The 22,448-nt window shown below is 71.8% G+C and carries 17 protein-coding genes, 4 tRNA genes, 1 other RNA gene and 1 pseudogene; 8 read left to right on the top strand and 15 right to left on the bottom strand.

From position 1 onward, the window contains the following. The first annotated feature begins 71 nt into the window (after nt 1-71). Entirely contained in the window at nt 72-707 is a 636-nt protein-coding gene (gene upp, locus ACFYZY_RS06565) for a uracil phosphoribosyltransferase (protein ID WP_388690100.1), read from the top strand. 134 nt (nt 708-841) lie between these two features. Here the strand turns inward: upp and ACFYZY_RS06560 are convergent, their stop codons facing one another. The 5 genes from ACFYZY_RS06560 to ACFYZY_RS06540 form a co-directional block, all read right to left on the bottom strand. Beyond that, nucleotides 842-1,471 carry a LytR C-terminal domain-containing protein gene (locus tag ACFYZY_RS06560; protein WP_388690098.1) on the bottom strand — a complete coding sequence of 210 codons (630 nt, stop codon included), beginning with the start codon at nt 1,469-1,471 and terminating at the stop codon, nt 842-844. A gap of 228 nt (nt 1,472-1,699) precedes the next feature. Beyond that, nucleotides 1,700-1,996, bottom strand: a complete 297-nt coding sequence (locus ACFYZY_RS06555) for a type II toxin-antitoxin system VapB family antitoxin (RefSeq protein ID WP_018101777.1) — start codon at nt 1,994-1,996, stop codon at nt 1,700-1,702. Between the two features lie 290 nt (nt 1,997-2,286). Next, nucleotides 2,287-3,840: a M28 family metallopeptidase gene (locus ACFYZY_RS06550; RefSeq protein WP_388690096.1), complete on the bottom strand. Its 1,554-nt coding sequence runs from the start codon at nt 3,838-3,840 to the stop codon at nt 2,287-2,289. 459 nt (nt 3,841-4,299) lie between these two features. Beyond that, a complete protein-coding gene (locus ACFYZY_RS06545; RefSeq protein ID WP_388690095.1) occupies nt 4,300-4,944 on the bottom strand; it encodes a TetR/AcrR family transcriptional regulator in 645 nt (214 codons plus the stop codon). A gap of 237 nt (nt 4,945-5,181) precedes the next feature. Continuing rightward, nucleotides 5,182-5,598 (bottom strand): YciI family protein, encoded by a 417-nt coding sequence (locus ACFYZY_RS06540; RefSeq protein ID WP_388690093.1) that lies wholly within the window; start codon nt 5,596-5,598, stop codon nt 5,182-5,184. Nucleotides 5,599-5,741: 143 nt separating this feature from the next. On the opposite strand from ACFYZY_RS06540, the gene ACFYZY_RS06535 reads away from it, so the two are divergent. Further along, on the top strand, nt 5,742-6,371 hold the full coding sequence (locus ACFYZY_RS06535) for a MarC family protein (protein WP_388690091.1): 630 nt from the start codon (nt 5,742-5,744) through the stop codon (nt 6,369-6,371). A gap of 45 nt (nt 6,372-6,416) precedes the next feature. Here the strand turns inward: ACFYZY_RS06535 and ACFYZY_RS06530 are convergent. From ACFYZY_RS06530 to ACFYZY_RS06505, 6 genes and pseudogenes are all read right to left on the bottom strand, one after another. Continuing rightward, nucleotides 6,417-7,223: pseudogene (locus ACFYZY_RS06530) on the bottom strand (alpha/beta fold hydrolase); the annotation flags it as partial. A 159-nt stretch (nt 7,224-7,382) separates the two neighbouring features. Then, complete coding sequence (locus ACFYZY_RS06525) at nt 7,383-7,592, bottom strand: DUF4287 domain-containing protein (protein ID WP_388690089.1); 210 nt, start codon at nt 7,590-7,592, stop codon at nt 7,383-7,385. An 86-nt stretch (nt 7,593-7,678) separates the two neighbouring features. Then, nucleotides 7,679-9,934, bottom strand: coding sequence for an FtsX-like permease family protein (locus ACFYZY_RS06520; RefSeq protein ID WP_388690087.1), 2,256 nt, complete (start codon nt 9,932-9,934; stop codon nt 7,679-7,681). Then, a complete protein-coding gene (locus tag ACFYZY_RS06515) occupies nt 9,931-10,605 on the bottom strand; it encodes an ABC transporter ATP-binding protein (RefSeq protein ID WP_388690085.1) in 675 nt (224 codons plus the stop codon). The genes ACFYZY_RS06520 and ACFYZY_RS06515 overlap by 4 nt, the downstream gene beginning before the upstream one ends. Nucleotides 10,606-10,669: 64 nt before the next feature. Then, nucleotides 10,670-11,086, bottom strand: coding sequence for a hypothetical protein (locus ACFYZY_RS06510; protein ID WP_388690083.1), 417 nt, complete (start codon nt 11,084-11,086; stop codon nt 10,670-10,672). A gap of 860 nt (nt 11,087-11,946) precedes the next feature. Next, nucleotides 11,947-12,034: transfer RNA gene (locus tag ACFYZY_RS06505), tRNA-Ser, on the bottom strand. Nucleotides 12,035-12,151: 117 nt separating this feature from the next. Here ACFYZY_RS06505 and ffs point away from each other — a divergent pair. The 6 genes from ffs to ACFYZY_RS06475 all read left to right on the top strand — a co-directional run bounded on the left by ffs (nt 12,152) and on the right by ACFYZY_RS06475 (nt 21,073). Continuing rightward, nucleotides 12,152-12,250: signal recognition particle sRNA small type (gene ffs / locus ACFYZY_RS06500), an RNA gene on the top strand. 227 nt (nt 12,251-12,477) lie between these two features. After that, a complete protein-coding gene (locus tag ACFYZY_RS06495; protein WP_388690081.1) occupies nt 12,478-14,679 on the top strand; it encodes a DNA polymerase III subunit gamma and tau in 2,202 nt (733 codons plus the stop codon). Nucleotides 14,680-14,740: 61 nt separating this feature from the next. Next, the gene (gene purD / locus ACFYZY_RS06490; protein WP_388690080.1) at nt 14,741-15,991 is read left to right on the top strand and encodes a phosphoribosylamine--glycine ligase; all 1,251 of its coding nucleotides are present in this window, start codon (nt 14,741-14,743) and stop codon (nt 15,989-15,991) included. A 273-nt stretch (nt 15,992-16,264) separates the two neighbouring features. Further along, a complete protein-coding gene (locus ACFYZY_RS06485; protein ID WP_388690078.1) occupies nt 16,265-18,211 on the top strand; it encodes a hypothetical protein in 1,947 nt (648 codons plus the stop codon). Nucleotides 18,212-18,616: 405 nt separating this feature from the next. After that, a complete protein-coding gene (locus tag ACFYZY_RS06480) occupies nt 18,617-20,077 on the top strand; it encodes a N,N-dimethylformamidase beta subunit family domain-containing protein (RefSeq protein WP_388690076.1) in 1,461 nt (486 codons plus the stop codon). 84 nt (nt 20,078-20,161) lie between these two features. Beyond that, nucleotides 20,162-21,073 (top strand): phosphoribosylaminoimidazolesuccinocarboxamide synthase, encoded by a 912-nt coding sequence (locus ACFYZY_RS06475; protein WP_388690074.1) that lies wholly within the window; start codon nt 20,162-20,164, stop codon nt 21,071-21,073. A 165-nt stretch (nt 21,074-21,238) separates the two neighbouring features. Here ACFYZY_RS06475 and ACFYZY_RS06470 read toward each other — a convergent pair. The 4 genes from ACFYZY_RS06470 to ACFYZY_RS06455 form a co-directional block, all read right to left on the bottom strand. Next, nucleotides 21,239-21,314 (bottom strand) — tRNA-Gly (locus tag ACFYZY_RS06470). 312 nt (nt 21,315-21,626) lie between these two features. Beyond that, nucleotides 21,627-21,699, bottom strand: a tRNA-Gly gene (locus tag ACFYZY_RS06465). Between the two features lie 80 nt (nt 21,700-21,779). Continuing rightward, nucleotides 21,780-21,851, bottom strand: a tRNA-Gly gene (locus tag ACFYZY_RS06460). Nucleotides 21,852-22,077: 226 nt separating this feature from the next. Continuing rightward, entirely contained in the window at nt 22,078-22,422 is a 345-nt protein-coding gene (locus tag ACFYZY_RS06455; protein ID WP_388690072.1) for an Lsr2 family protein, read from the bottom strand. Nucleotides 22,423-22,448: the final 26 nt, after the last annotated feature.

Below are 22,448 nucleotides of genomic sequence, written 5' to 3'. Positions count from 1 at the left end.
GGGTCCGTGTGCCCTCACCTTCCCCCAGTGGGGAGGGTCGATGCCAGTGTGGGGCGGGCTACTGTTGAGGCATGCGTCTCCACGTCGTCGACCACCCTCTGGTCGCCCACAAGCTCACCACCCTGCGCGACAAGCGCACGGATTCCGCGACCTTCCGCCGTCTCGCCGACGAACTGGTCACCCTGCTCGCCTACGAGGCCACCCGGGACGTGCGGACCGAGCAGGTCGACATCGAGACCCCCGTCACGGTCACGACCGGCGTGAAGCTGTCGCACCCGCGTCCGCTGGTGGTCCCGATCCTGCGCGCCGGTCTGGGCATGCTCGACGGCATGGTCCGGCTGCTCCCGACCGCCGAGGTCGGCTTCCTCGGCATGATCCGCAACGAGGAGACGCTGGAGGCGTCGACCTACGCCACGCGGATGCCGGAGGACCTCTCGGGCCGCCAGGTCTACGTCCTGGACCCGATGCTGGCGACCGGCGGCACGCTGGTCGCGGCGATCCAGGAGCTGATCAGGCGCGGCGCGGACGACGTGACCGCGGTCGTGCTCCTCGCCGCCCCGGAGGGCGTCGAGGTCATGGAGCGCGAGCTGGCGGGCACCCCCGTCACCGTCGTGACGGCCTCGGTGGACGAGCGCCTCAACGAGAACGGCTACATCGTCCCGGGCCTGGGCGACGCGGGCGACCGGATGTACGGCTCGGCCGAGTAAGGCCCGGCGCCCGGCGGGAGGCCCAGGGCCGTACGGAACGCTTCGAGCGGTACGGGGCCCGGGGTCGTACGCCCCTCAGGCCGTACGGGCCCTTCGGGCCGGGCGGTCCTCCGGCGTCAGCACGTCTCGGGGCGTCAGCACTTCTTGACGGGGGCGGGCGCGGGCCTGGTCAGGGCGACCAGGGCCGCGTCCGCCGTCGTCTTCGGGGCCAGGCTCTTGAAGGCGGTCCCGATGATCAGGTCCACGTCCGCCGTGCCCCGGGCGTCCGTCTTGGCCGTGGCGCCCGCGAGCTGGGTGCCCAGGACGGGGAAGCTGCCCTTGGTGGCGGCGGGCGCGCCGAGGAGCAGTCCGGCGCCCGTGACCTTCTTGTCGTAGGCGGCGGGCGCGTTCCCCACCTTGCCGATCTTGAAGCCGCGTTTCCTGAGTTCGTCCGCGGTCGTCTTGGCGAGTCCGCTGCGCGGGGTCGCGTTGTAGACGTTCACCGTGATCTGCGCGGGCTTCGGCAGGACGGCGGCCGGCGCGGCGGTCGCCGTGGGGGCGGGCTTGCAGTCCGCCTGCTTCCCGGCCGCCGTCTTCGTGCCCCCGCCGCCGGAGAACACGTCGACGAGCTGGTACGTGCCCCAGCCGGCCGCGCCGAGCACGACCGCTGCGGCGGTGGACGCGAGGATGATCCTGCGCCGGCGGTGGGGGCGGCGCATGCGCGGGTAGACATCCCCCGTGATGCGGTACTTTCCGCCCATGCCGGGGGGAGTGAGCATGCTCATGAGCGCAGCGTAATGCCGCCTGTCGGGGTTACCTACTTGATGATCATGTGATCGCGTCCGGATGGGGGCGAACTGGCCCCGAAAGGGTCAGCGCCCGATACCCGGAGCGACGCTTCGGGACGGATCGTGACCGGCCCGGGAACGCTCCTCGGGGGCCTGGCGAGGAGGGAGCGCGCCGGAGGGGCATCGGCGGGAGGGAGCGACGGACGGTCCCTCCCGGAGCGGTCCTCAGCCCAGTTCGAGGACGCGGGCGTGCAGCACCTGCCGCTGCTGGAGCGCCGCGCGGACGGCGCGGTGGAGTCCGTCCTCGAGGTAGAGGTCGCCCTGCCACTTCACGACGTGCGCGAAGAGGTCGCCGTAGAAGGTGGAGTCCTCCGCGAGCAGGGTCTCCAGGTCCAGCTGGCCCTTGGTGGTGACCAGCTGGTCGAGGCGGACCGGGCGCGGGGCGACGTCCGCCCACTGCCGGGTGCTTTCCCGGCCGTGGTCGGGATACGGCTTTCCGTTTCCGATGCGCTTGAAGATCACACGGAAAGCCTACCGGGCGAGCGGCCATCGGCGCAGCCACGAAGGGGGGTGGGATGACGGGCAGGACGCGGTGGACCCGGAACGGGCCCCGTCACGCGGGGGAACGGGCTCCCGCCGACCGGGCCCCGAGGGTCGGCGGTTCGTCTCCGGGCCGCGGCGGCTCCGTGCCCCGTTCCCGTTCCCCTACCCGTACGGGAACGGGAACGGGAACGGCCGACCGGCACGGGAAACCGGTCGGCCGTTCTTCGGCCCGGCGCGGCGGCGGAACCGTCCGCCGCCGGTCGCCGGGACTACTCGGTGACCTCGTGGTGGTCGTCGTGCAGGCCGCCGCCGCTGCCCGCGTCACCGGTGGTCGGGACGGAGACGACCGGCTTGCGCAGCGAGGAGATGTCGTGGGCGTAGGTGCCCACGGCGTTGGCGATGACGTCGATGTTGGCGTCGAACGCCTTCATGTTGATGTTGGTGATGTCGTCGCCCTTGGCGTGGTAGTTCACGTCGTACGCGACGCCCGCCTGGCCGCCGAACTTGGCCGCCTGGGCCGGGGTCTTGATGCCCTCGGCGCCGGTGAAGGTGCCGCCGGAGGGGATGCCGACCTCGATGAACGGGCCGTAGTCGGAACGGCCGGTGAAGTCGGTTCCCTCGTGCGGGAGGCCCTTCTTGTCCATGAAGTCGGTGATGTCGCGCTCCAGCTGGGCCGAGCCCGCCGGACCCGCACCGGCGCCGACGCCGTCCGAGTCGTCGCCGTCGTACACGAACAGGCCGTAGTTCGGCGAGGCGATCATGTCGAAGTTCAGGTAGAGCTTGATCTCGCTCTTGTCGAGCGCGGTGAGGTTCTTCACGTAGTGCTCGGAGCCCAGGAGGCCGTTCTCCTCGGCGGACCACCAGGCGAAGCGGACCTTGTTGCGGACCTTGTCCTTCGACTTGGCGAGCTCGAGGGCGGTCTGGAGGAGGCCGGCGGAGCCCGAGCCGTTGTCGTTGATGCCGGGGCCGGCGGTGACGGAGTCGAGGTGGGAGCCGAGCATCACGGTGTTGGCGGCGTTGCCGCCCTTGGTCTCCGCGATGACGTTGTTGGTGGAACGTATCTGCTGGAGCTGGCGGATCTCCAGGGAGAGCGTGACCGGGCCCTTGGCGAGGTCGGCGGCGAGCGCCGTGCCCTCGGCCTGGCTGAGGCCACCGGTGGGGATCTTGCCCGCGGCCGCGTCTCCGAGGGTGCCGGAGAGGGCGCCGTCGGTGTTGTTGTAGATGACGGCGGCGGCGGCGCCGGCCGCGGCGGCGTTCTCCTGCTTCACCGCGAAGGTGCAGCCGCCGCGCTTGATCAGCGCGATCTTGCCGGTGAAGGCGCCGGCGGCGAAGTCGCCCGGCTCGCACCCGGTGGTGCCGTCGGCGTCGACCGGAACGGCCGCCAGGTCGGCCCTGATGCCGCCGACCGGGGTGGACTTGGTGTACGTCATCGCCTTGATGTCGAGCGCGCGGGGCGCGGGGGAGACGACGGAGGCTTTCTCGGCCTGCGTCTCCGTGTACTCGAAATCGAACTTCTGGTACGAGACGTTGTAGCCGGCCTTCTTGAGCTGCGTGTAGACGTACGCGGCCGAGGCGTCGTGGCCGAGCGAGCCGGCGGCGCGGTGGCCCCCGGCCGAGTCGGCTATCGCCTGGAACTTCTGCAGGTGCCTGTAGGCGTCCTTGGCGGTGGTTTCTCCGACCAGCTTCTTCGCCAGCTTGGCGGCATCGCGGGCGGGCGCGGCCGTGGGGTCCTGTCCCGCGGTGGCGGGGGATGCGAGGACCAGCGGGGCGGCGAGGGCGGCGGCGGCGAGGATGGCCGCGGCCCGGCGCTGGGATGCGTTCACAGAAGTCCTTCCCGGTACGGACGAGGTTGAGGGGAAGTTAGCGATCTCCGGGGCATCTTGTGAACAGATTCGCCACAATTCCTGCCGGGTGAAGCAGGATTGAAATCTGAAATTCTCAATTCACTTGCGATTGAGCGACTTTCGCCGGATTTGCGCTCATCGGTTCCGGGAGGAGCGGAACGGCCGCAATCGCGCCGGCCGGAGAGGGCGATCCGTTACGCCTCCGGGGCGAAGAGGCGCCGGGAGCACGGGAGGGGCCGGAACCGGGCCCGCTGAGGGATGATCCCTTACGGGCCTTACGGGCCTTACGGGCCTTACGGGCCTTACGGGCCTTACGGGCCTTACGGGCCTTACGGGCCTTACGGGCCTTACGGGCCTTACGGGCCTTGGGGTCCCTACGGGCCTTGGGGTCCCTAGAGGTTCGGAGGCGGCAAAGGCCCCGAGGGCGGCCCCGGACCCTCAAGGGCGGTCCCGCAGGGCGAGGAGTTCCCGTACGCCCGCCTTGAGGCGCTCACCGGACAGTTCCCGCTCGACCGACAGGTGGTGCATGACGTCGGGGGAGAAGGGGGCGAGCAGCAGGTGGGCGAGGAGCGCGCCGTCGGCCTCCGGCCTGAGCTGCCCGAGGAGCAGGGCGACGTGGGTGTGCATCACCCGGTACGCGCCGCTGTGGTACCGGGCCCTGGGCGCGGCGGAGTGCGCGGCGAGCAGGATCTCGCGCTGCTCGGCGATCCGGTCGACGAGCGCGTCGAGGAAGGCGTCGAGCCGTTCGGCGGCCGGGGCGCCGGGGCCGAGCGGTGGAGGTCCGCTCATGTACGCCTCCTGGAACCGTCGCTCGCGTTCGTCGAGGAGCGCCCACAGAAGCCGGGAGACGTCGCCGAAGCGGCGGTAGACGGTGCCGACGCCGATGCCGCTGGCGTGGGCCACCTGGTTCATGGTGACGGCCTCGGGCCCCTTCTCCGCGACGATGCGGGCGGCCGCGTCGAGGATCTTTCCCCGGTTCCGGGCCGCGTCGGCGCGTTCGGGGGCCGGGGCGCCGAGCGTGGGGAGCAGGCCGCGCGGGAAGCCCGCCGTCCGCTCGGTGGCCCGGGAGTTCTCCGTGCCCATCTCCGCAGCCTCCTGCCCTTCGGCCCCGTCGCCGGGACGCTCCCGTGCCGAGCATACCGACCCCACCGAAAAATGGATAGAAATCCGCTTCGTTCGGCATCAATCGATCGGAAGGCGGACCGTCGGCTTCCCCGGGGTCCGGCCGAACCGGGGGACAGGCATGGACGAGAAGGGGGCGGTGCGCCCACGAGCACCTCGCTCCGGTCCCCGTCCCCGCCTCCTCGGTCCTTCAGGGCCTCAATCCCGCACCGGCCCCACCTCGTCGACCGGACGGATGACCACCGGGTGCTTCGGGGAGCCGGCCGGGACCGGGCAGCGGGCCACCTGGGCGGCGATCTCGGTGACGCGCTCCAGGGAGGCGCAGTCGACGACCCAGTAACCGGCCAGGACCTCCTTGGTCTCCGCGTACGGGCCGTCCGTGACGACCGGGTTCCCGTCGCCGTCCACCGTCACGAAGCGGGTCGTGGACGGGGCCGTGAGGCCCTGGGCGTCGAGCAGTTCGCCGTTCGCGGCGAGTTCTTCGCCGATCTCGTCCATGTGGGCGGCCATCGCCCGGATCGCCTCCTTGTCCCAGGCGGGGGCGCCGGCGGAACCGCACCCCGCCATCGCCTCGTAATCGGCTTCCGACCCCTGGACCATCACCAGGTACTTCATGGTGTCCTCCTCGTTCGGCGGGTGTTCCGTGCGGTGCGTACCGCTTCTCGCAGCACAGTCGGATCCGGCCCGCCGTTCTCGACACCACGCGACCGGAAACCGGAAAAACGGGAGAAATCACTCAGCCGTCCCATGATGCACGGGTGAACGCATTCACCTTCTCCGCCGCCTTCATCACCTTCTTCTCCGTCGTCGGCCCGCCGAAGGTGCTCCTCTCCTTCGCGGGTCTCGCCCAGGTCCACCCCGCCACCCAGCTGCGGACCATCGCCCTCATCTCCTCGGCCGCGGCCGTCCTCGTCGGCTTCCTCGCCGGCATCACGTCCCCCTGGCTCCTCGACCTCTTCCACATCAGCACCCCCGCCCTCCAGGTCGCGGGCGGCGTCATCTTCTTCGTCTACGCGGTCGGCCTCGTCCTCGGCACGCACCTCGGCTCCGAGGGGCCCCACCAGGATGCCCCCGACCTGGTCAGCGGAGTGCGCGAGCTGCTCATGCCGTACATCGTGAGCCCGCTCGCCCTGACCGCCGTACTCATCGAGGGGGCGGCCCGTAGCGGCTTCAGCTGGCGCTCGACGGTCGTCGGCGCGTACGTGGCCGTCATCGCCCTCGACCTGGTCTGCGTCCTGCTCCTCACCCGGATCCTGCTCCGCACCCACCACGCGACGATCGAACTCCTCAACCGCCTCCTGGGCCTCCTGCTCGCCGCCGTCGGCGTCGATCTCGTCCTCGACGGCCTCTCCGGTCTGGGCGTCCCGGGCCTGGAGGCCCGGCACTGAGCGTTCCGGGGGCCCGGGCCGGTGTCGGTCCGCGTCGAGGCCGGCGAGGAACCCGAGAACCGCCCGGTGCAGTGGCGCGGGCCGCTCCAGGTGCAGGTCGTGTCCGGCTCCGGGCAGGCTCACTCCCCGCAGACCGGGCCGGAGCCGGGCCATCTCCGCGTACTGCTCGCCGCCGATGATCCCGCCCCGCTCGCCCTGCCCGAGAACGGCGAGGGTGGGGCAGGTGATCGAGGCCCACTCGTCCCAGAAGGCGCGGGTGGCGTTCTCGTCGAGGGAGCGGACCATGACCTCGGGGTCGAACCGGGGCCACAGCCCTCCGTCCCGTTCCTCGAGCCCGTCCGCCCACCCTTCCCCTACGGGACGCGCCCCGCCCCCGAGATACGCGACGGCCGCCTCCCGGGAGGGGAACGGAACCGGCCACCCCCGCAACCAGCCACCGATCCGCTCCTGTGTGTCCGGGGCCGAGCCGCCGGGGCCGGCCTCGACCAGGACGAGGGCGCGCGGCAACTCGGGATGGGCGGCGGCGGTGAGGAGCGCGGTGTGCCCGCCGAGCGACTGGCCCATCAACACTGGCTCGCGCAGGGCGAGTTCTTCGACGACGGTCACGACATCGGCGACGTGGGCGGCGCGGGACACGTCGCCGGGAAACCGCTCGCTGCCCCCGTGCCCGCGCTGGTCGAAAGCGACGACCCGGTGACCGGCGTCCCGCAGCAGCCGAGCGGTGGTGTCCCACTCCCCGGAATGTCCCGCGAGCCCGTGCAGGAGGAGCACATCGGGCCCGGAACCGCCCCAGTCACGGCAGAAAAGCCGTACTCCGTCCCGCCCCACGACCGGCCGCCCGGTCCCACGCATGGATGTCATTCCCCCACCTTCTCCCACGGGTCGAGGCACCGGCGGGTCGAGGAACCGGCGGGCCGGGGCGTCGGCGGACGACGGGAACGCGGACGGCGGGAATGCGGGTGACGGGAACGCGGACGGCGCGAACTCGGCTGACGGCATGCGCGGGAAGTCCTACTTCTTCCCGGCAAGGGTGTGGGCCACGAGCGCGTTCGCGTGCCCGTGGCCCAGCCCGTGCTCGGTCTTCAGCCAGGAGACCAGCTCCATGTGCTTGGCGAGCGGCGAGGAACGGATGAGCTCCTGCCACTCGGTGACGGGCCGCCCGTACTTCTTCTCGATGGAGGGGAAGTAGCTGGCGGGACCCTTGACGACGTTCTCGGCCACGGCGATCTCCTGAGGTGGGGTGGTCACTTACGGGTAGGACCCCCACCCCACCGAAAACTCATCGCCGCGAACGGGAGCACGTGCGGTCAATCACGCCGGATGTGCTCGGGATCGACGTGCCTCCGCACCATGGGTACGGAGGCCAGCGCAGCCACGAGCACCACCCCCGCCGCACAGGCGAACAGCAGGGGCAACCCCTCCCAGTCCCAGTGCACGGCCCCGCCCCCGGTGATCAGATAACTGGACTCGGCGAGCCACCCGGCCACGATCGCCGCCCCCAGCCCCACCACCAACGGCAACACCACCTGCACCACCTGTACCGTCCGCAACGTCCCGGCCCGCGCCCCCAACAAGGCCAGCGCCGTCACCTGCCCCCGCCGCTCCATGGCCCGGTCGGCCACGGACACGACGAACGCGGCGACTCCGATGACCAACCCGAGCACCATCCCGACCGCCAGCAGGCTCCGAATCACGGCCAACTGCGCGAGCGACTCGATCACGATGCCGACGGGATCCACGGAAACGGTGGGAGCGACGGCCCCGATGCCGTCCAGGACGGCTCGGACGGTGTCGGGATCGGACGGACTGACCAGTACGAGGGCGGCACCTGCGACATGAACTCCCTGAGGGATGAGGGAGGGCGGGATCAGAAGACTTGGTCCGGCGGCCCTGGAGGGAGTGTAGAGCTGAGCGGTGATGGCGGTTAGGGGTACGGAGATGTCCAGATCGCGGCCATTGGTCAGAGGGAAGGAGAAGGACTTTCCGGCTCGGGCGTCCTCGTCGAAGAGGTAAGAAGGATCCTTGATCAAGAGGACCTTGTTGTCGACGCAGCCCCGGACAGATTTGGTGAAGGCTGCCAACTGGGCGCATGTGGCAACGATTCCTTCCACGCGCGGCACGACGTACTCAAGGTTCCCTCGCTGCGACTCGACATGAAAAGCATGGGCGTTCACGCCGCTCAGACCGGTCATCTGCGCAATCCGCCGGGGGTTCAGTTCATCCAGAGGAACGCTGTATTCCTGGACGGGAGCCGTGCGCCGACTGACCTGATCCAACTCGACGAGCACTCCCTGGGTGAGCGAGGCGCCGAAGACGAGCAGTACGAGCCCTGTGGCTACGCGCAGTGCGCTTCCCGGGTCGACTTCCGTTCGGCGCATGGCCAGTGTCAGAGCCAATGATCCGGACGCTGCCGCGAGTCGTCGCGAGATCCAAGCTGTGATCGGTGCCAGGCCCAGCGCGAGCCCGGCGCCGGTGAGGAGGACGGCACCAGGAACCAGTACGGCACTGGCGGGGCCACCCGACGGGTCCCGTCCCATCACGCTGAGCGCGCAGTAACCGCCGATGATCCCAAGGCCCGGAACCAACAACAGCGTTCCGTACTTGTTCGGGGGTTTGCGTTCTCCGGTCCGCCGCACAGTGAGGGGGGACAATGCGGCCCGCTGTGCGCCGGCCCGGCTCACCACTGCCGCGAGCACCGGGCAGCCCAACAGGCAGACGATCAGCGTGGTCGTCTCGGGGTGTCCGTCCGCCGGGTACCAGTGCAGTCCGGGCAGCCCGATCCGCGCCATCACCTCGTTCGCGCCGAGATATCCCAGAAGCCCCAGGACGGCACCCAAAGAGGCGGCTGCCACGCTTTCCCCGGCATTGACCCGCAGAGTGTCTTTGGTGCTGAGCCCGACAAGCCGGAGCGCGGCGAGTCGGCGTGCACGAGACTCGCCGGACAGCCGTGCGCAGACGGAAAGAAAGGTGGCGAGAGGGAGGAGCACGATGCAGCCGAGGGTGAATCGCAGGATGTCGACGGTGGAGGGATCGATGAGTTCGTGTCGTGTGTACTCGTCCCCGAAGTGACCCAGTTGCGCCGCTCCGCCGAGTTCGGATGGAAGTACACCGATGTAGGCGTACAGGTCATCGGGTCCGCCCAGTCCCGAGGGGGCGATGGTGCCGATCACGCGACCGGGTACGAGTCCTGTGGCACGAGGATTGGCATCCAGGATCTCCGCCAATTTCGGTGAGACGATTGCCTCGCCGGTCCGGGGGAGTCGTTCCACGCCGGGGGGAGAAGGGGCGGGCCCGGCGCCCGTGTGCCCGATGAAAACCCTGCGCAGCGGCTGCGAGCCGTACGGATCCATGAATTCTTTGTAGACGACGTTCTTGTTGCTGCCCGAGTGCACGGCCCGTTTCGTCACGCGGGCGTCGTGGGCGGCGATGATGGTGGGAATCGTGAGGGTGGCGGCGAGACAGGCCACTCCCAGCGCGGACCCGAGCGACATCAGCAGGAAACGGATTCTCCCTCTGCGCCCGCTGCCCCACAACAGGCGGATTCCGAGGAAGAACGGGTTCACACCGCCACCCGCTGTGTCAGAACACCGTCCGTCATCGTGTACTGAGTGTCGGCCTTCGCGGCTACGTCGACATCGTGCGTCACGATGATCACGGCCGTCTGCTGGTTCCGGGCGAGCTGGAGGAACTCGTCCAGCACGGCGTCCGCGTTGGCGCTGTCGAGAGCGCCGGTCGGCTCGTCCGCGAACACCACGTCCGGCTGGTGCACCAGGGCTCGCGCGACCGCCACGCGCTGGCTCTGTCCACCGGAAAGCTTCGAGGTCCTGCGCCGTGCCAGATCGCCCATCCCGAGGCGTCCCAGCACTTGGCCGGCCATCGCGTAAGCGTGGGACTTGCTGATTCCGGCGAGCCGGAGGGGGAGTGCCGTGTTCTCCTCGACGGACAGCTCCGGGAGTAATTCTCCGTACTGGAAGACGAACCCCAGCCGTGTGCGCCGCAGTGCGCTGAGCTCGCCGTCGGGCAGGGCGGACAGCAGTTGCCCGTCGAAGGTCACCCGCCCGTTGGTGGGGGGAAGAATCCCGGCGAGGCAGTACAGCAGGGACGACTTGCCGGATCCGCTGCTGCCCATGATGGCGGCCACTTCACCGCATTCGAGGGTGAAGTCGGCACCGCTCACAGCCTGCTGCGTGCCGTAGAAGAGATCCACGCCTTCGGCGCGGAGGATGGCGTCCATGGTGATGCGCGCTCCTAAGGGACGGGAGCCGCCGAAGGCGGCTCCCGCATGAGTGGATGCTTTTTCAGGGCCGTTTGTACTGTTTCGTGAACGAGCAGTTGTCGGGACGGAGCGAACCCCGGTTCTGGCATACGCGCACTTCGGCCGAGTTCGTATACCGAGTGGCCCCGTCGTATACGATTCTGTCGAGCCAGACGGATTTCTTCTGCGTGCCGTCGAATCGGTTCCAGCCGTACCCGTGAACCTTCACCTGCAGATAGATGTTGTGGTTGTCCGAGAGGCCGGTGTCGCGGAGCGCTCCCTTGATGTGGAACGCGCCGCGCATCTTCCCCGGGTCCTCCCACTTGTAACTTCCATTTTTGAGCTCTGCCCCGCCTGTGACGAGAAGCCCTGTATTCTGCCAGGCCGATTCGGCCACAGCTGCACCCATCCCTCCGAAGAACAAACCTGCGGTGAGTACCGCTGCGGTGATCTTCCTCATCGTCAACCCTTGCTGTTCGTATGCCGGTCGATCGAAGCGAAACTTAGCGGAATGAAGACGTGAAAAATTTCGCAGGAACGTCACTTCCGTTCATTAACCCTCGATCCAGTGAAGGGGGCCTTCCCCGTCGCGGTCCACCCCGTAAGGGTGGTAGTCGGTATCCCTGGGCAGGGGAGGGCGGGGCGTCGCGGTTGGCTGAAATGTCAAGGTTGACGGTTTCGGGGTCAACACGATGGATGCTTCCTGTTGGTTGCCCGATGCGCGGGCCTGCTTCCTGAGAAGGCATTCGCGCTCCTGGAAGATCCGTGGTCGCGCTCCCGTGCATCGGCATCGTGTCCGCGACGAAAGGAACCGCCCCGGGGGGCTTTTTCTATCCCGTGCGCAGAGAGGTGCTGAACCTCCTCCGTTTCCACGTCGATGTGGGGCGAAGAGGGAAAGCGGGCTTCGCGATGCCAGTGGTCCGGCTGATGCCGCGAAGGGTCTCCCGCAGTAGGTTCAGGTCTTCCGAGGCGGCTGTTCCCGTGCTTGTTCCGGAGGCATGGGAAGGGGAGGCCGGCGTGACGGGGAGCGCGGTGCGCGTCCTTCGTCCTGTTCGCGGACGGCTCTTCACGCGTGAACCCCTGTTGTCGTCATGGAAAGCGGGGGTTCAAGGGCGGCGGGGTCATCGGACGGAAAAGTCGGTGGTGCCGCTCGGAAGGGGGCGCGTGCGCGGAGGTGGCGGGCCCGTCGAGGGGGAGTCGGTCCGGCTTGCGAAGCTCTCCGGTGCCTGCCCGGGGGGAAACGGGGCGGACAACGCGGACAACGTCGAAGGGCCCCACCGCGAACGGTGGGGCCCTTCGACTTCGTGCCCGGTGAGGCACTGGCGGAGGATACGAGATTCGAACTCGTGAGGGGTTGCCCCCAACACGCTTTCCAAGCGTGCGCCCTAGGCCTCTAGGCGAATCCTCCGACGGGAACATTACATGACCGAGGGGGGTGCTCGCGAACTCGATCCGGGGAGGGGTGGGCGGCGGGTTCCGGAAGGGAGGGGTGGGTCCGGGGGCGGCGGGGATCGGGTAGTCTGGGCGGAGCCCCTCACGCGGCGCTATCTGACTGAACTCCCCCAGGGCCGGAAGGCAGCAAGGGTAGGTCGGCTCTGGCGGGTGCGTGGGGGGCGCTTGCGTTTCCCGGCCGGGCCGGGGCCGGGACCGAAGTCGTGGTTACGGTCGGTGTCAGCGTCGGCGCTGTCGTACGCAGTGCGCCGTGCACCGCGCGGAGCCCCTCGGGCGTCCCAGGCGTCTTCGGGCCTTTCCGGAACCGTCCCCCAGCGGCTCCGCCCCGTGGTCCCCTCCTCCACCCCCGCCCCGGTCGTTTTTCCCGGGTTGTCGGTGGACGCCTATAACCTCGTACACGTGTCGTCTCTCGCGCTCTACCGCCGCTATCGTCCCGAGTCCTTCGCCGAGGTCATCGGGCAGGAGCATGTCACCGACCCGTTGCAGCAGGCCCTGCGGAACAACCGGGTCAATCACGCGTACCTGTTCAGCGGGCCCCGCGGGTGCGGCAAGACGACCAGTGCGCGGATCCTGGCGCGGTGCCTGAACTGCGAGCAGGGGCCGACGCCGACGCCCTGCGGGGAGTGCCAGTCCTGCCGGGACCTCGCGCGGAACGGGCCGGGGTCGATCGACGTCATCGAGATCGACGCCGCCTCGCACGGTGGTGTGGACGACGCCCGTGACCTGCGGGAGAAGGCGTTCTTCGGGCCCGCCTCCAGCCGGTACAAGATCTACATCATCGACGAGGCCCACATGGTCACCTCGGCGGGCTTCAACGCCCTCCTGAAGGTGGTCGAGGAGCCGCCGGAGCACCTGAAGTTCATCTTCGCCACGACCGAGCCCGAGAAGGTCATCGGGACCATCCGGTCGCGGACCCACCACTACCCGTTCCGCCTGGTGCCGCCGGGCACGCTGCGGGACTACCTCGGCGAGGTCTGCGGGCACGAGGGCATCCCCGTCGCCGACGGCGTGCTGCCCCTCGTCGTGCGGGCCGGCGCCGGGTCCGTCCGTGACTCGATGTCCGTCATGGACCAGCTCCTGGCCGGCGCCGCCGAGGACGGCGTGACCTACGCCATGGCCACCTCGCTCCTCGGCTACACCGACGGTTCGCTGCTCGACTCCGTGGTCGACGCCTTCGCCGCCGGGGACGGCGCCGCCGCCTTCGAGGTCGTCGACCGGGTCATCGAGGGCGGCAACGACCCGCGCCGGTTCGTCGCCGATCTCCTGGAGCGGCTGCGCGACCTCGTGATCCTGGCCGCCGTGCCGGACGCCGCCGAGAAGGGGCTCATCGACGCCCCGGTCGACGTGATCGAGCGCATGCAGGCCCAGGCGTCCGTCTTCGGCGCCGCCGAACTCAGCCGGGCCGCCGACCTCGTGAACACCGGGCTCACCGAGATGCGGGGCGCCACCTCGCCCCGGCTCCAGCTGGAGCTGATCTGCGCGCGCGTCCTGCTGCCCGCCGCCTTCGACGACGAGCGCTCGGTCCAGGCCCGCCTCGACCGGCTCGAACGCGGTGCCGCCGCGGCGCCCGCGCCCGTCTTCACGCCCGGCCCCCCCGAGCCGGCCCTGGGGTACGTCCCCGGGCCCGACGCCCACACCCCGATGGCCCCGCCGCCGCCCGCCCCACGGGCCCAGCCCGCTCCCGCGCAGGCCCCGCCCGTCCCCGTACAGCCGCAGCAGTCGCAGCCCCCGGCGCCACCGCAGCCCCAGTCGGCGGCGCCCGCCGCGCCCCGGCCCGGCGCCTGGCCGGGCGCGGCCGTGCCCGGCGGCGGAGCCCCCGGCGGTGGCCCCGGCGCCTGGCCCGGTGCGGCCTCCGCTCCCGCTCCCGCTGTGCAGGCACAGCCCGCCCCGCAGGCCCCCGCGCCCGCCGCCGCCGTCGGCGGTGACATCGCCCAGGTGCGGAACCTGTGGCCGCAGATCCTCGACGCCGTCAAGAACAGGCGTCGCTTCACCTGGATCCTGCTCAGCCAGAACGCGCAGGTCGCCGGGTTCGACGGCACCACCCTCCAGCTCGGCTTCCTCAACGCCGGCGCGCGCGACAACTTCGCCGGCAGCGGCAGCGAGGACGTCCTCAAGCAGGCCCTCGCCGAGCAGTTCAACGTCCATTGGAAGATCGAGGCGATCATCGATCCCTCGGGCGGCGCCTCGCCCCCGCCCGCCGCCGCCCACTTCGGCGGAGGCGGAAGCGGTGGCGGGAGCGGCTTCGGAGGCGGAGGCGGAGGCGGAGGCTTCGGAGGAAGCGGTGGGGGCGGCGGCTTCGGAGGGAGCGGCGGAGGCGGCGGCCGGCCGGCGTCCGGTCCGTCCGCCGCCCCCGCGCCCTCCTTCCCGCAGTCCCCCGAGCCCGCGCAGCCGCAGTCCGCGCCCGCCCCGGCGCGGCCCGCTCCCGCACGGGCGGAGCCCGCGTACGCCCCGCCCCCGCCCTCCGCGCCGCAGCCCGTGGCGCCCGAGGACGACGTACCGGAGGAGGACGACCCGGACCTCGTCGACTCGGCCCTCTCCGGGCACGACCTGATCGTGCGCGAACTCGGAGCCACGGTTGTGGAGGAATACACGAACGAGTAGCGCCGTCTCGCTCGGTGGCCCGTACGAAGGGCATCCCGCTCCGCGGGCTACCCTGACAGGCGTGAAGGTCCTCGTCATCGGCGGCGGCGCCCGCGAACACGCCCTGTGCCGCTCTCTCTCCCTCGATCCCGACGTCACCGCTCTGCACTGCGCGCCCGGCAACGCCGGAATCGCGGAGGTCGCCGAGCTGCACGCCGTCGACCAGCTGGACGGCGACGCGGTCGCGCGCCTCGCCACCGAACTCGGTGCCGGTCTGGTCGTCGTCGGCCCGGAGGCCCCGCTCGTCGCGGGCGTCGCGGACGCCGTGCGCGCGGTCGGCATCCCCGTCTTCGGCCCCTCGCGGGAGGCGGCGGAGCTGGAGGGTTCCAAGGCGTTCGCCAAGGACGTCATGGCCGCCGCCGGCGTGCCGACCGCCCGCAGCTACGTCTGCGTCACCCCCGAGGAGATCGACAAGGCGCTCGACGCCTTCGGCGCTCCGTACGTGGTGAAGGACGACGGCCTCGCCGCGGGCAAGGGCGTCGTCGTCACCGACGACGTCGAGCGGGCGCGGGCCCACGCGCGCGCCTGCGACCGCGTGGTCATCGAGGAGTACCTGGACGGCCCCGAGGTCTCCCTCTTCGCGATCACCGACGGCACCACCGTCCTGCCGCTCCAGCCCGCGCAGGACTTCAAGCGCGCGCTCGACGGCGACGAGGGCCCGAACACCGGTGGCATGGGCGCGTACTCCCCGCTGCCCTGGGCCGATCCGAAGCTGGTCGACGAGGTCCTGGAGACCGTGCTCCAGCCGACCGTGGACGAGCTGCGCCGCCGCGGCACCCCGTTCTCCGGCCTGCTGTACGCGGGTCTGGCGATCACGGGCCGCGGCGTCCGGGTCATCGAGTTCAACGCGCGCTTCGGCGACCCCGAGACCCAGGTCGTCCTGGCCCGGCTCGCCACCCCGCTCGCCGGCGTCCTGCTGAACGCCGCCAACGGCACCCTCGCCGACCAGGCGCCGCTCCGCTGGCGGGACGACGCCGCCGTCACCGTGGTCGTCGCCTCCCACAACTATCCGGACACCCCGCGCACCGGCGACCGGATCGTGGGTCTGGAGGAGGTCGTGGAACTGGACGCCCCGCACGCGTACGTGCTGCACGCCGGTACGAAGCGGGACGGCGACGCCGTGGTGAGCGCGGGCGGCCGCGTCCTCTCGGTCACCGCCACCGGGAGGGACCTCGCGCAGGCCCGCGAGCGCGCCTACGCGGCGGTCGGCCGCATCCGGCTCGACGGCTCCCAGCACCGTACGGACATCGCGCGCGAGGCCGCCGGAGCCTGAGCCCCCGGACCGGACCCCGCCCGCGGAGCCCGGTCCGTTCGTTCGGCCGTGCGATGGACCGTACGGCCGCGCGAACGCCATCACCTTTGACCAAAGCCATTCCATCGAGTGACGGCTGAGCCATCCGGATGACGCCCGCCACCACCCCAACTAGGGTGCGGCGAAGGCGTTCCGGCACTTGGCCCACCGGCATTGCGATGTCAGTGACGGGTGCCACAGTGGGGGAGTGACCGACACCGCCACGGGCAGTCCCGTCGAGGGCAGGAGGGGGTGATGGACGACGTGACCGGTACCGGTTCCGTCGCCGGCGAGGAGTGGGGTGCGCGCGCCGCGCGCTCCCGGGCCCTCGCCGTCCTCCGCGTCCGCGGCAGGGCACTGGGCCTCGCGGTGCTCCCCGCCGCGGTGGCCGTCGTCCTGCACGCGGGCGGTGTCACCGGCCACTTCACCGGTACGGGCTGGGACACGGCCCGCCGGGTCGTGACCGTCCTCGCGGTCGTCGTCCTGCTCGCCGCCACGACCGTCGCCCTCGTCGTCGCCCGTGCCCGCCCGGCCGCCACACCGACCGTGGACCTGGCCGAGACGGCCGCTCCCGGTCTGTACCGGCTCGTCCGCGACCTGGCCGACCGGCTCGGCGTCCCGCCGCCCGCCGCGATAGCCCTGACCCCGGACTGCGACAGCTGGCTGGAGGACCGCACCCACCGCACCCACCGCACCCACCTGACCGCCCGGACCCGCCGGGCCCCGGGGGCGGGCGGCGCCGGTGCTCCCGTCCTGGTCATAGGCTCGCCCTTCCTCTGGTGGATGCGCGTCGGCGAGCTGCGGGCGGTCCTCGCCCCCGTCGTCGCCGGTACGGGCCCGGCCGCCCACCCGGACATAGCCGCCGCCCGCCGCTTCGTCCGGGGCCTCGACGCCGCCGTCGCCGTGCCCCGGGACCCGGGCCTCGACCCGGTCCGCCGGCTCGGCGCCCGCGGTGTCGGACAGGTCGCCCGTGTCCTGCTGCGCGCCTGCCGCGGGCACGCCGCCGAGATGGAGCGCGGGGTGGCGGTCGCGGGCTCGGAGCGCGCCCAGGAGGTCGACCACGGCGTACGGATCGTGGCGCAGGAGCAGGTCGGCCTGGCCTACGCGGGCTGGGACCGCCTCCTGACCCGGGTCGCGCTGCCCGCCTGGCGCATGGGCCGCTGGCCCACCGGGCTCGACGCGGGCGTGGTCTCCGCGCTGACCGAGCTGTCCCGCCGCGACCGGCTCGCGGACGGCTTCTCCTCCCGGCTGGGCGACCGTCCGGCCTGCGACCTCCTGGAGGAGCCCGGCGCGGTCGACGAGGCCACCTCGCTGCTGGCCGCCCGCCTCTTCCACGGCGGTCCCGCCGAGCCCGGCCCCGACTGGTCACCCGTGGAGTGGGGCCAGTACCCGGAGGAGGTCGTCGACCGGAAGTGGCGCACGGACGCGGCGCGCCTCCACCGGGCCCTCGACGGACTCGGTACGGCAGGATCCGCCCCCGTCCTCCCGCCCGCCGAGGCCCCGACCCTGTCCCGGGTGATCGACCACCTGACGGCGGAGCCGGCCCCCGGGGCCGTACGGGAGGAGCCGGGAGCCGCGAGGACGGAGACCGGCCCCACGACCGGCCCCGGCCCCGCCGCCCCCGACGAGGGGAACCCCGACGACGGGAACCCCGGCGGCGACCCGACGGCTCCGGATGATCCAGCAGCTCCGGGCGATCCGGACGACCCCGACGACCCCGACGACGACGCTTCCGTCAACCCCGCCGCCGACGCGCTCGCCGGAGTCCTCAGCGCCCTGCTCGCGCGCGAGGAGGCCGCCCGGGAGGCGAGGGTCGCCGCCGCCGAGCGCGCCCGGAGCGGGGCGAAGGCCGGCCCGGCACCGGGCCCCGCCCCGTACGCGGCCCCGGACACCGCCCCGTACGCGGGCGTCACCGGCCCCGACGGGCCGCTCCCGCTCTTCCCGCTCCAGCCGCCCCGGAGCGGCCGCGACCTGCTCGCCGACCACGTCACCGCGATGGTCTGCTGCGCGGCCGTGGACACCGCGGAGGCCGTTCCCGGGCTCGACTGGCTCGACGGTCCCGCCCTCCTCGTCGGCGGCGAGCGGGCGGCGGACCTCGGTCCTCGCGTTCTCGCCCTCGTGGAGGACGGGAACCCCGAACCGCTGCGGGACTGGATCGCGCGCACCGGCGTACGCCCCGAGAAGCCCGTGCGTCTCGTCTGACACGTGACGGGCCGCGGGGCCGGGGCGCGGGCCCGGGGCATAGGCCAGAAGCAAAACCGAAACTTTGACTTCCGTTCTCGTCAATTCACGACGAACGGTGACGGAGTGCGCGCGTTATGTGATGTGCTGGAGGCCATCGCTGACAGAAGCGCGAACCGGAAGCGCCCACCAGGCGTCACTCACCACACGGCGTACGCCGGCGGGCACCCACCGATCGGCACGCGCCGGCCGGCGCGCACCGGGCAGCGTGCGACGAGCGGCACGAACCAGACGGCACAACCGAGCAGGACGATCGAGCAGGACGACCCAGCGGTACGGACCGGGCGGCACGACCGGGTGGCACGGGCCGGGAGACACACCACAGGCCACGGACCGGCGGACCGGGGAGTCGAGGAGGGGCGCATCATGGGGGCGGATCAGATCAGACGGTGGGAGTCGGGCGCGCTGGCGCACGCCGTGTCCGACCCGTTCGGCCAGGGCCCGCTGCCCTGGCTGCGCGGTTCGGAGAACTACTTCGACGACACCGGTCAGATCGTGCCCTGGTACGCGGACGAGGTCCTGGCCCGGGGCGGCGGTGGCGGCCCCCGCACGGCGGACGACGTCCGGCGCCAGGTCAAGGGCTTCGCGGCCCGCGGGGCCGTCGCGCCGGGCGAGTCGATCGACTTCCACATCACCGTGGACCCGCCGCAGCAGTTCTCGGTCGACGTCTACCGGATCGGCCACTACAGCGGCGTCGGCGCCTCGAAGATCACCACCAGTCCGCGCATCTCCGGGATCGTCCAGCCGCCCCCGCTCACCGCCGACCGCACGGTCTCCTGTCACCACTGGTGGCAGTCCTGGCGGCTCCAGGTCCCCAGCTACTGGTCGACCGGCGCGTACGTCGCCGTCCTCACCACCGCCGACGGGCACCGCTCCCACGTCCCCTTCACGGTCCGCGACGACCACCCGGCCGATCTGCTCCTCGTCCTCCCGGACGTGACCTGGCAGGCGTACAACCTCTACCCGGAGGACGGCCGCACCGGAGCCAGCCTCTACCACGCCTGGGACGAGGACGGCCGGCTGCTGGGCGAGGAGGAGGCGGCCGTCACCGTCTCCTTCGACCGCCCCTACGCGGGCGCGGGCCTCCCGCTGCACGTCGGGCACGCCTACGACTTCATCCGCTGGGCCGAGCGCTACGGCTACGACCTGGCGTACGCCGAGACGCGCGACCTGCACGCGGGCCGGATCGACCCGGGCCGCTACCGGGGCCTGGTCTTCCCCGGCCACGACGAGTACTGGTCGGTGCCGATGCGCCGGGCCGCCGAGCGCGCCCGCGACCTGGGCACCTCGCTCGTCTTCCTCTCCGCCAACACCATGTACTGGCAGGTGGAGCTGGGCCCCTCGCCCTCCGGCGTGCCGGACCGGCTCCTCACCTGCCGCAAGCGGCGCGGGCCGGGCCGGCCCGCCCTCTGGCGCGAGGCGGGCCGGCCCGAGCAGCAGCTCCTCGGCATCCAGTACGCGGGCCGGGTGCCGGAGCCGCACCCGCTGGTCGTGCGGAACGCCGGGCACTGGCTCTGGGAGGCCACCGGCGCCGGGGACGGCGACGAGATCCCGGGCCTGGTCGCGGGCGAGGCGGACCGCTACTTCCCGCGCACGGCGCTCCCCGAGCACGAGAGCCGCATCCTGCTCGCGCACTCGCCCTACCAGGACGGCGAAGGGGGCCTGCGCCACCAGGAGACGTCCCTCTACCGGGCCCCGTCCGGGGCCTGGGTCTTCGCCTCCGGAACGTTCGCCTGGTCGCCGGCGCTCGACCGGCCGGGGCACGTCGACGCCCGTGTCCAGCGCGCCACCGCGAACCTCCTCGACCGGATCTGCAAGCGGGACTGACCGCGCCGGAGAGCCCGCCCGCCGGTGGGCCGCGCCCGTACGAGAGAATCGGGGGGCTCCTGGATCAACCTACGCGGAGGAACCGTGTCCGGATTCGTAGAAAAGCCCGAGCCCGTCCAGGTCCCGGGCCTCACCCATCTCCACACGGGCAAGGTGCGCGACCTGTACCGGAACGAGGCCGGTGACCTCGTGATGGTGGCGAGCGACCGCATGTCCGCGTACGACTGGGTGCTGCCCACCGAGATCCCCGACAAGGGCCGGGTCCTCACCCGGCTCTCCCTGTGGTGGTTCGACCGGCTCGCCGACCTGGTCCCGCACCACGTCCTCTCCACCGACCTGCCCGCCGGCGCCCCCGCCGACTGGGCGGGCCGCACCCTGGTCTGCAGGTCGCTGAACATGGTCCCGGTCGAGTGCGTCGCCCGCGGCTACCTCACCGGTTCGGGCCTGGCCGAGTACGAGGAGTCCCGCACGGTCTGCGGCCTCGCGCTCCCCGAGGGGCTGACCGACGGCTCCGAGCTGCCCGGCCCGATCTTCACCCCGGCCACCAAGGCGGCCGTGGGCGACCACGACGAGAACGTGTCGTACGAGGAGGTCGCCCGCCAGGTCGGCGCCGAGACGGCCGCGCTGCTGCGCCGGACGACCCTCGACGTGTACTCCCGGGCCCGGGACATCGCCCGTGAGCGCGGGATCGTCCTGGCCGACACCAAGTTCGAGTTCGGCTTCGAGAGCACTCCGGACGGCGACCGGCTCGTCATCGCGGACGAGGTCCTCACCCCGGACTCCTCGCGCTTCTGGCCGGCCGACCAGTGGCAGCCGGGCCGCCCCCAGCCCTCGTACGACAAGCAGTTCGTACGGGACTGGCTGACCTCCCCGGCCTCCGGCTGGGACCGCCGGAGCGAGCAGCCCCCGCCGGCGCTCCCGCGGGAGGTCGTGGACGCGACCCGGGCCAAGTACATCGAGGCGTACGAGCGCCTCACCGGCAACACCTGGAACTGAGGCCCGTTCCGCCCCGGGACGTGCGGACGACGTCCGTGCCGGGGCGGGGCGTCCGGCCGCCCGGAGCCCTCCGGTCCGCCCGGGGCGCGGTGTCCGCGCCGGCGAGGAGAGAGGCCCGTGCGGGCACGAGAAAGCCCCCGGTCGGATCGACCGGGGGCTTCTTCGTGGAGCGGACGACGAGATTCGAACTCGCGACCCTCACCTTGGCAAGGTGATGCTCTACCAACTGAGCCACGTCCGCATGCGCCGTAGCGCGGGGACCACTATACCCAACCTTTCGCCCGCGTGGGACGCGCCGCCGTCCGCCGGTTCCCGGCGCCGGGCTTCGCGGCGGCGGGGAGTCCCCCACGACGACGGCCTCGGCCGCCAACTCCGTTTCCGCGTAACGGTTTCCGGCGCGGGCGGTACGGGCGGGTCGGGCGGTCCGCCCGTACGGGCGTGGCCGCCGTCACACCACCCGTGCCGGGCACCCGCAGAGCGAGCGCGGCGACGCCGGGACGGAGGGGACACGACGAAGGCCCCGGTTCCTGAGAACCGGGGCCTTCGCTCCCTGAGCGGACGACGAGATTCGAACTCGCGACCCTCACCTTGGCAAGGTGATGCTCTACCAACTGAGCCACGTCCGCATTGCTGCCGCTCAGCTTTCACTGGGCGGTGCGAGCACCACTCTACCTGATCCACAAGAGTGGCCGGTAACGCGATGCAGAGCGGGTGACAGGGATCGCACACTGCGCCTTCCCCCTGGAAGGGGGATGTTCTACTACTGAACTACACCCGCACGCTCCTCGGAGTGGGGCCTTCCGGCCTCGCCCCTCGGCGTGATCCAGACTCTAGCGGATCATCGGGGGGGCAATGCAAATCGGCGCCCGCCCCGGGCCGGCCGCGGCCCAAGGCGGGCGCCGCGCACCCGCGTCCCGTGCCCGGGTCCACCCCCGGGAACCGGCCTCGGGCGTCCCGGGGCGTTCCCGGGCCTTCGCGCCCCGCCGTCCCCGCCCGCCGCTCCGTCAGCTCGCCTCGCGGAACGCCTCGTAGACCCGCTTGGGGATGCGGCCCCGCGCGGGCACCTCCAGCTTGTGGGACTGCGCCCAGGCGCGGACCGCCGCGGGGGCGGGGGCGAGGGCGGTGTGCGTGTACGGGGCGGACGGCTGGTTCCGGTCGCCGGCGCCGGTCCGGGCGGGGAGCTTGCGCCCGGCCGCCAGGTAGGGCGCGAGGGTCTCGCGGAGTTTCTCTGCATTGGCAGCATTCAGGTCGATCTCGTACATCTTCCCGTCGATCCCGAACACGACCGTTTCAGCCGCTTCTCCACCCTCGATGTCATCGGACAGGGTGACCACCACACGCTGAGCCACGGATATCGGTCCTTTCCTGCGGCTGC

It is taken from the genome of Streptomyces sp. NPDC001744 (assembly GCF_042892575.1).
Taxonomy (GTDB): domain Bacteria; phylum Actinomycetota; class Actinomycetes; order Streptomycetales; family Streptomycetaceae; genus Streptomyces.
The sequence above is the reverse complement of the archived record's forward strand: the minus strand, read 5'-3'. Positions and strand labels throughout refer to the sequence as shown.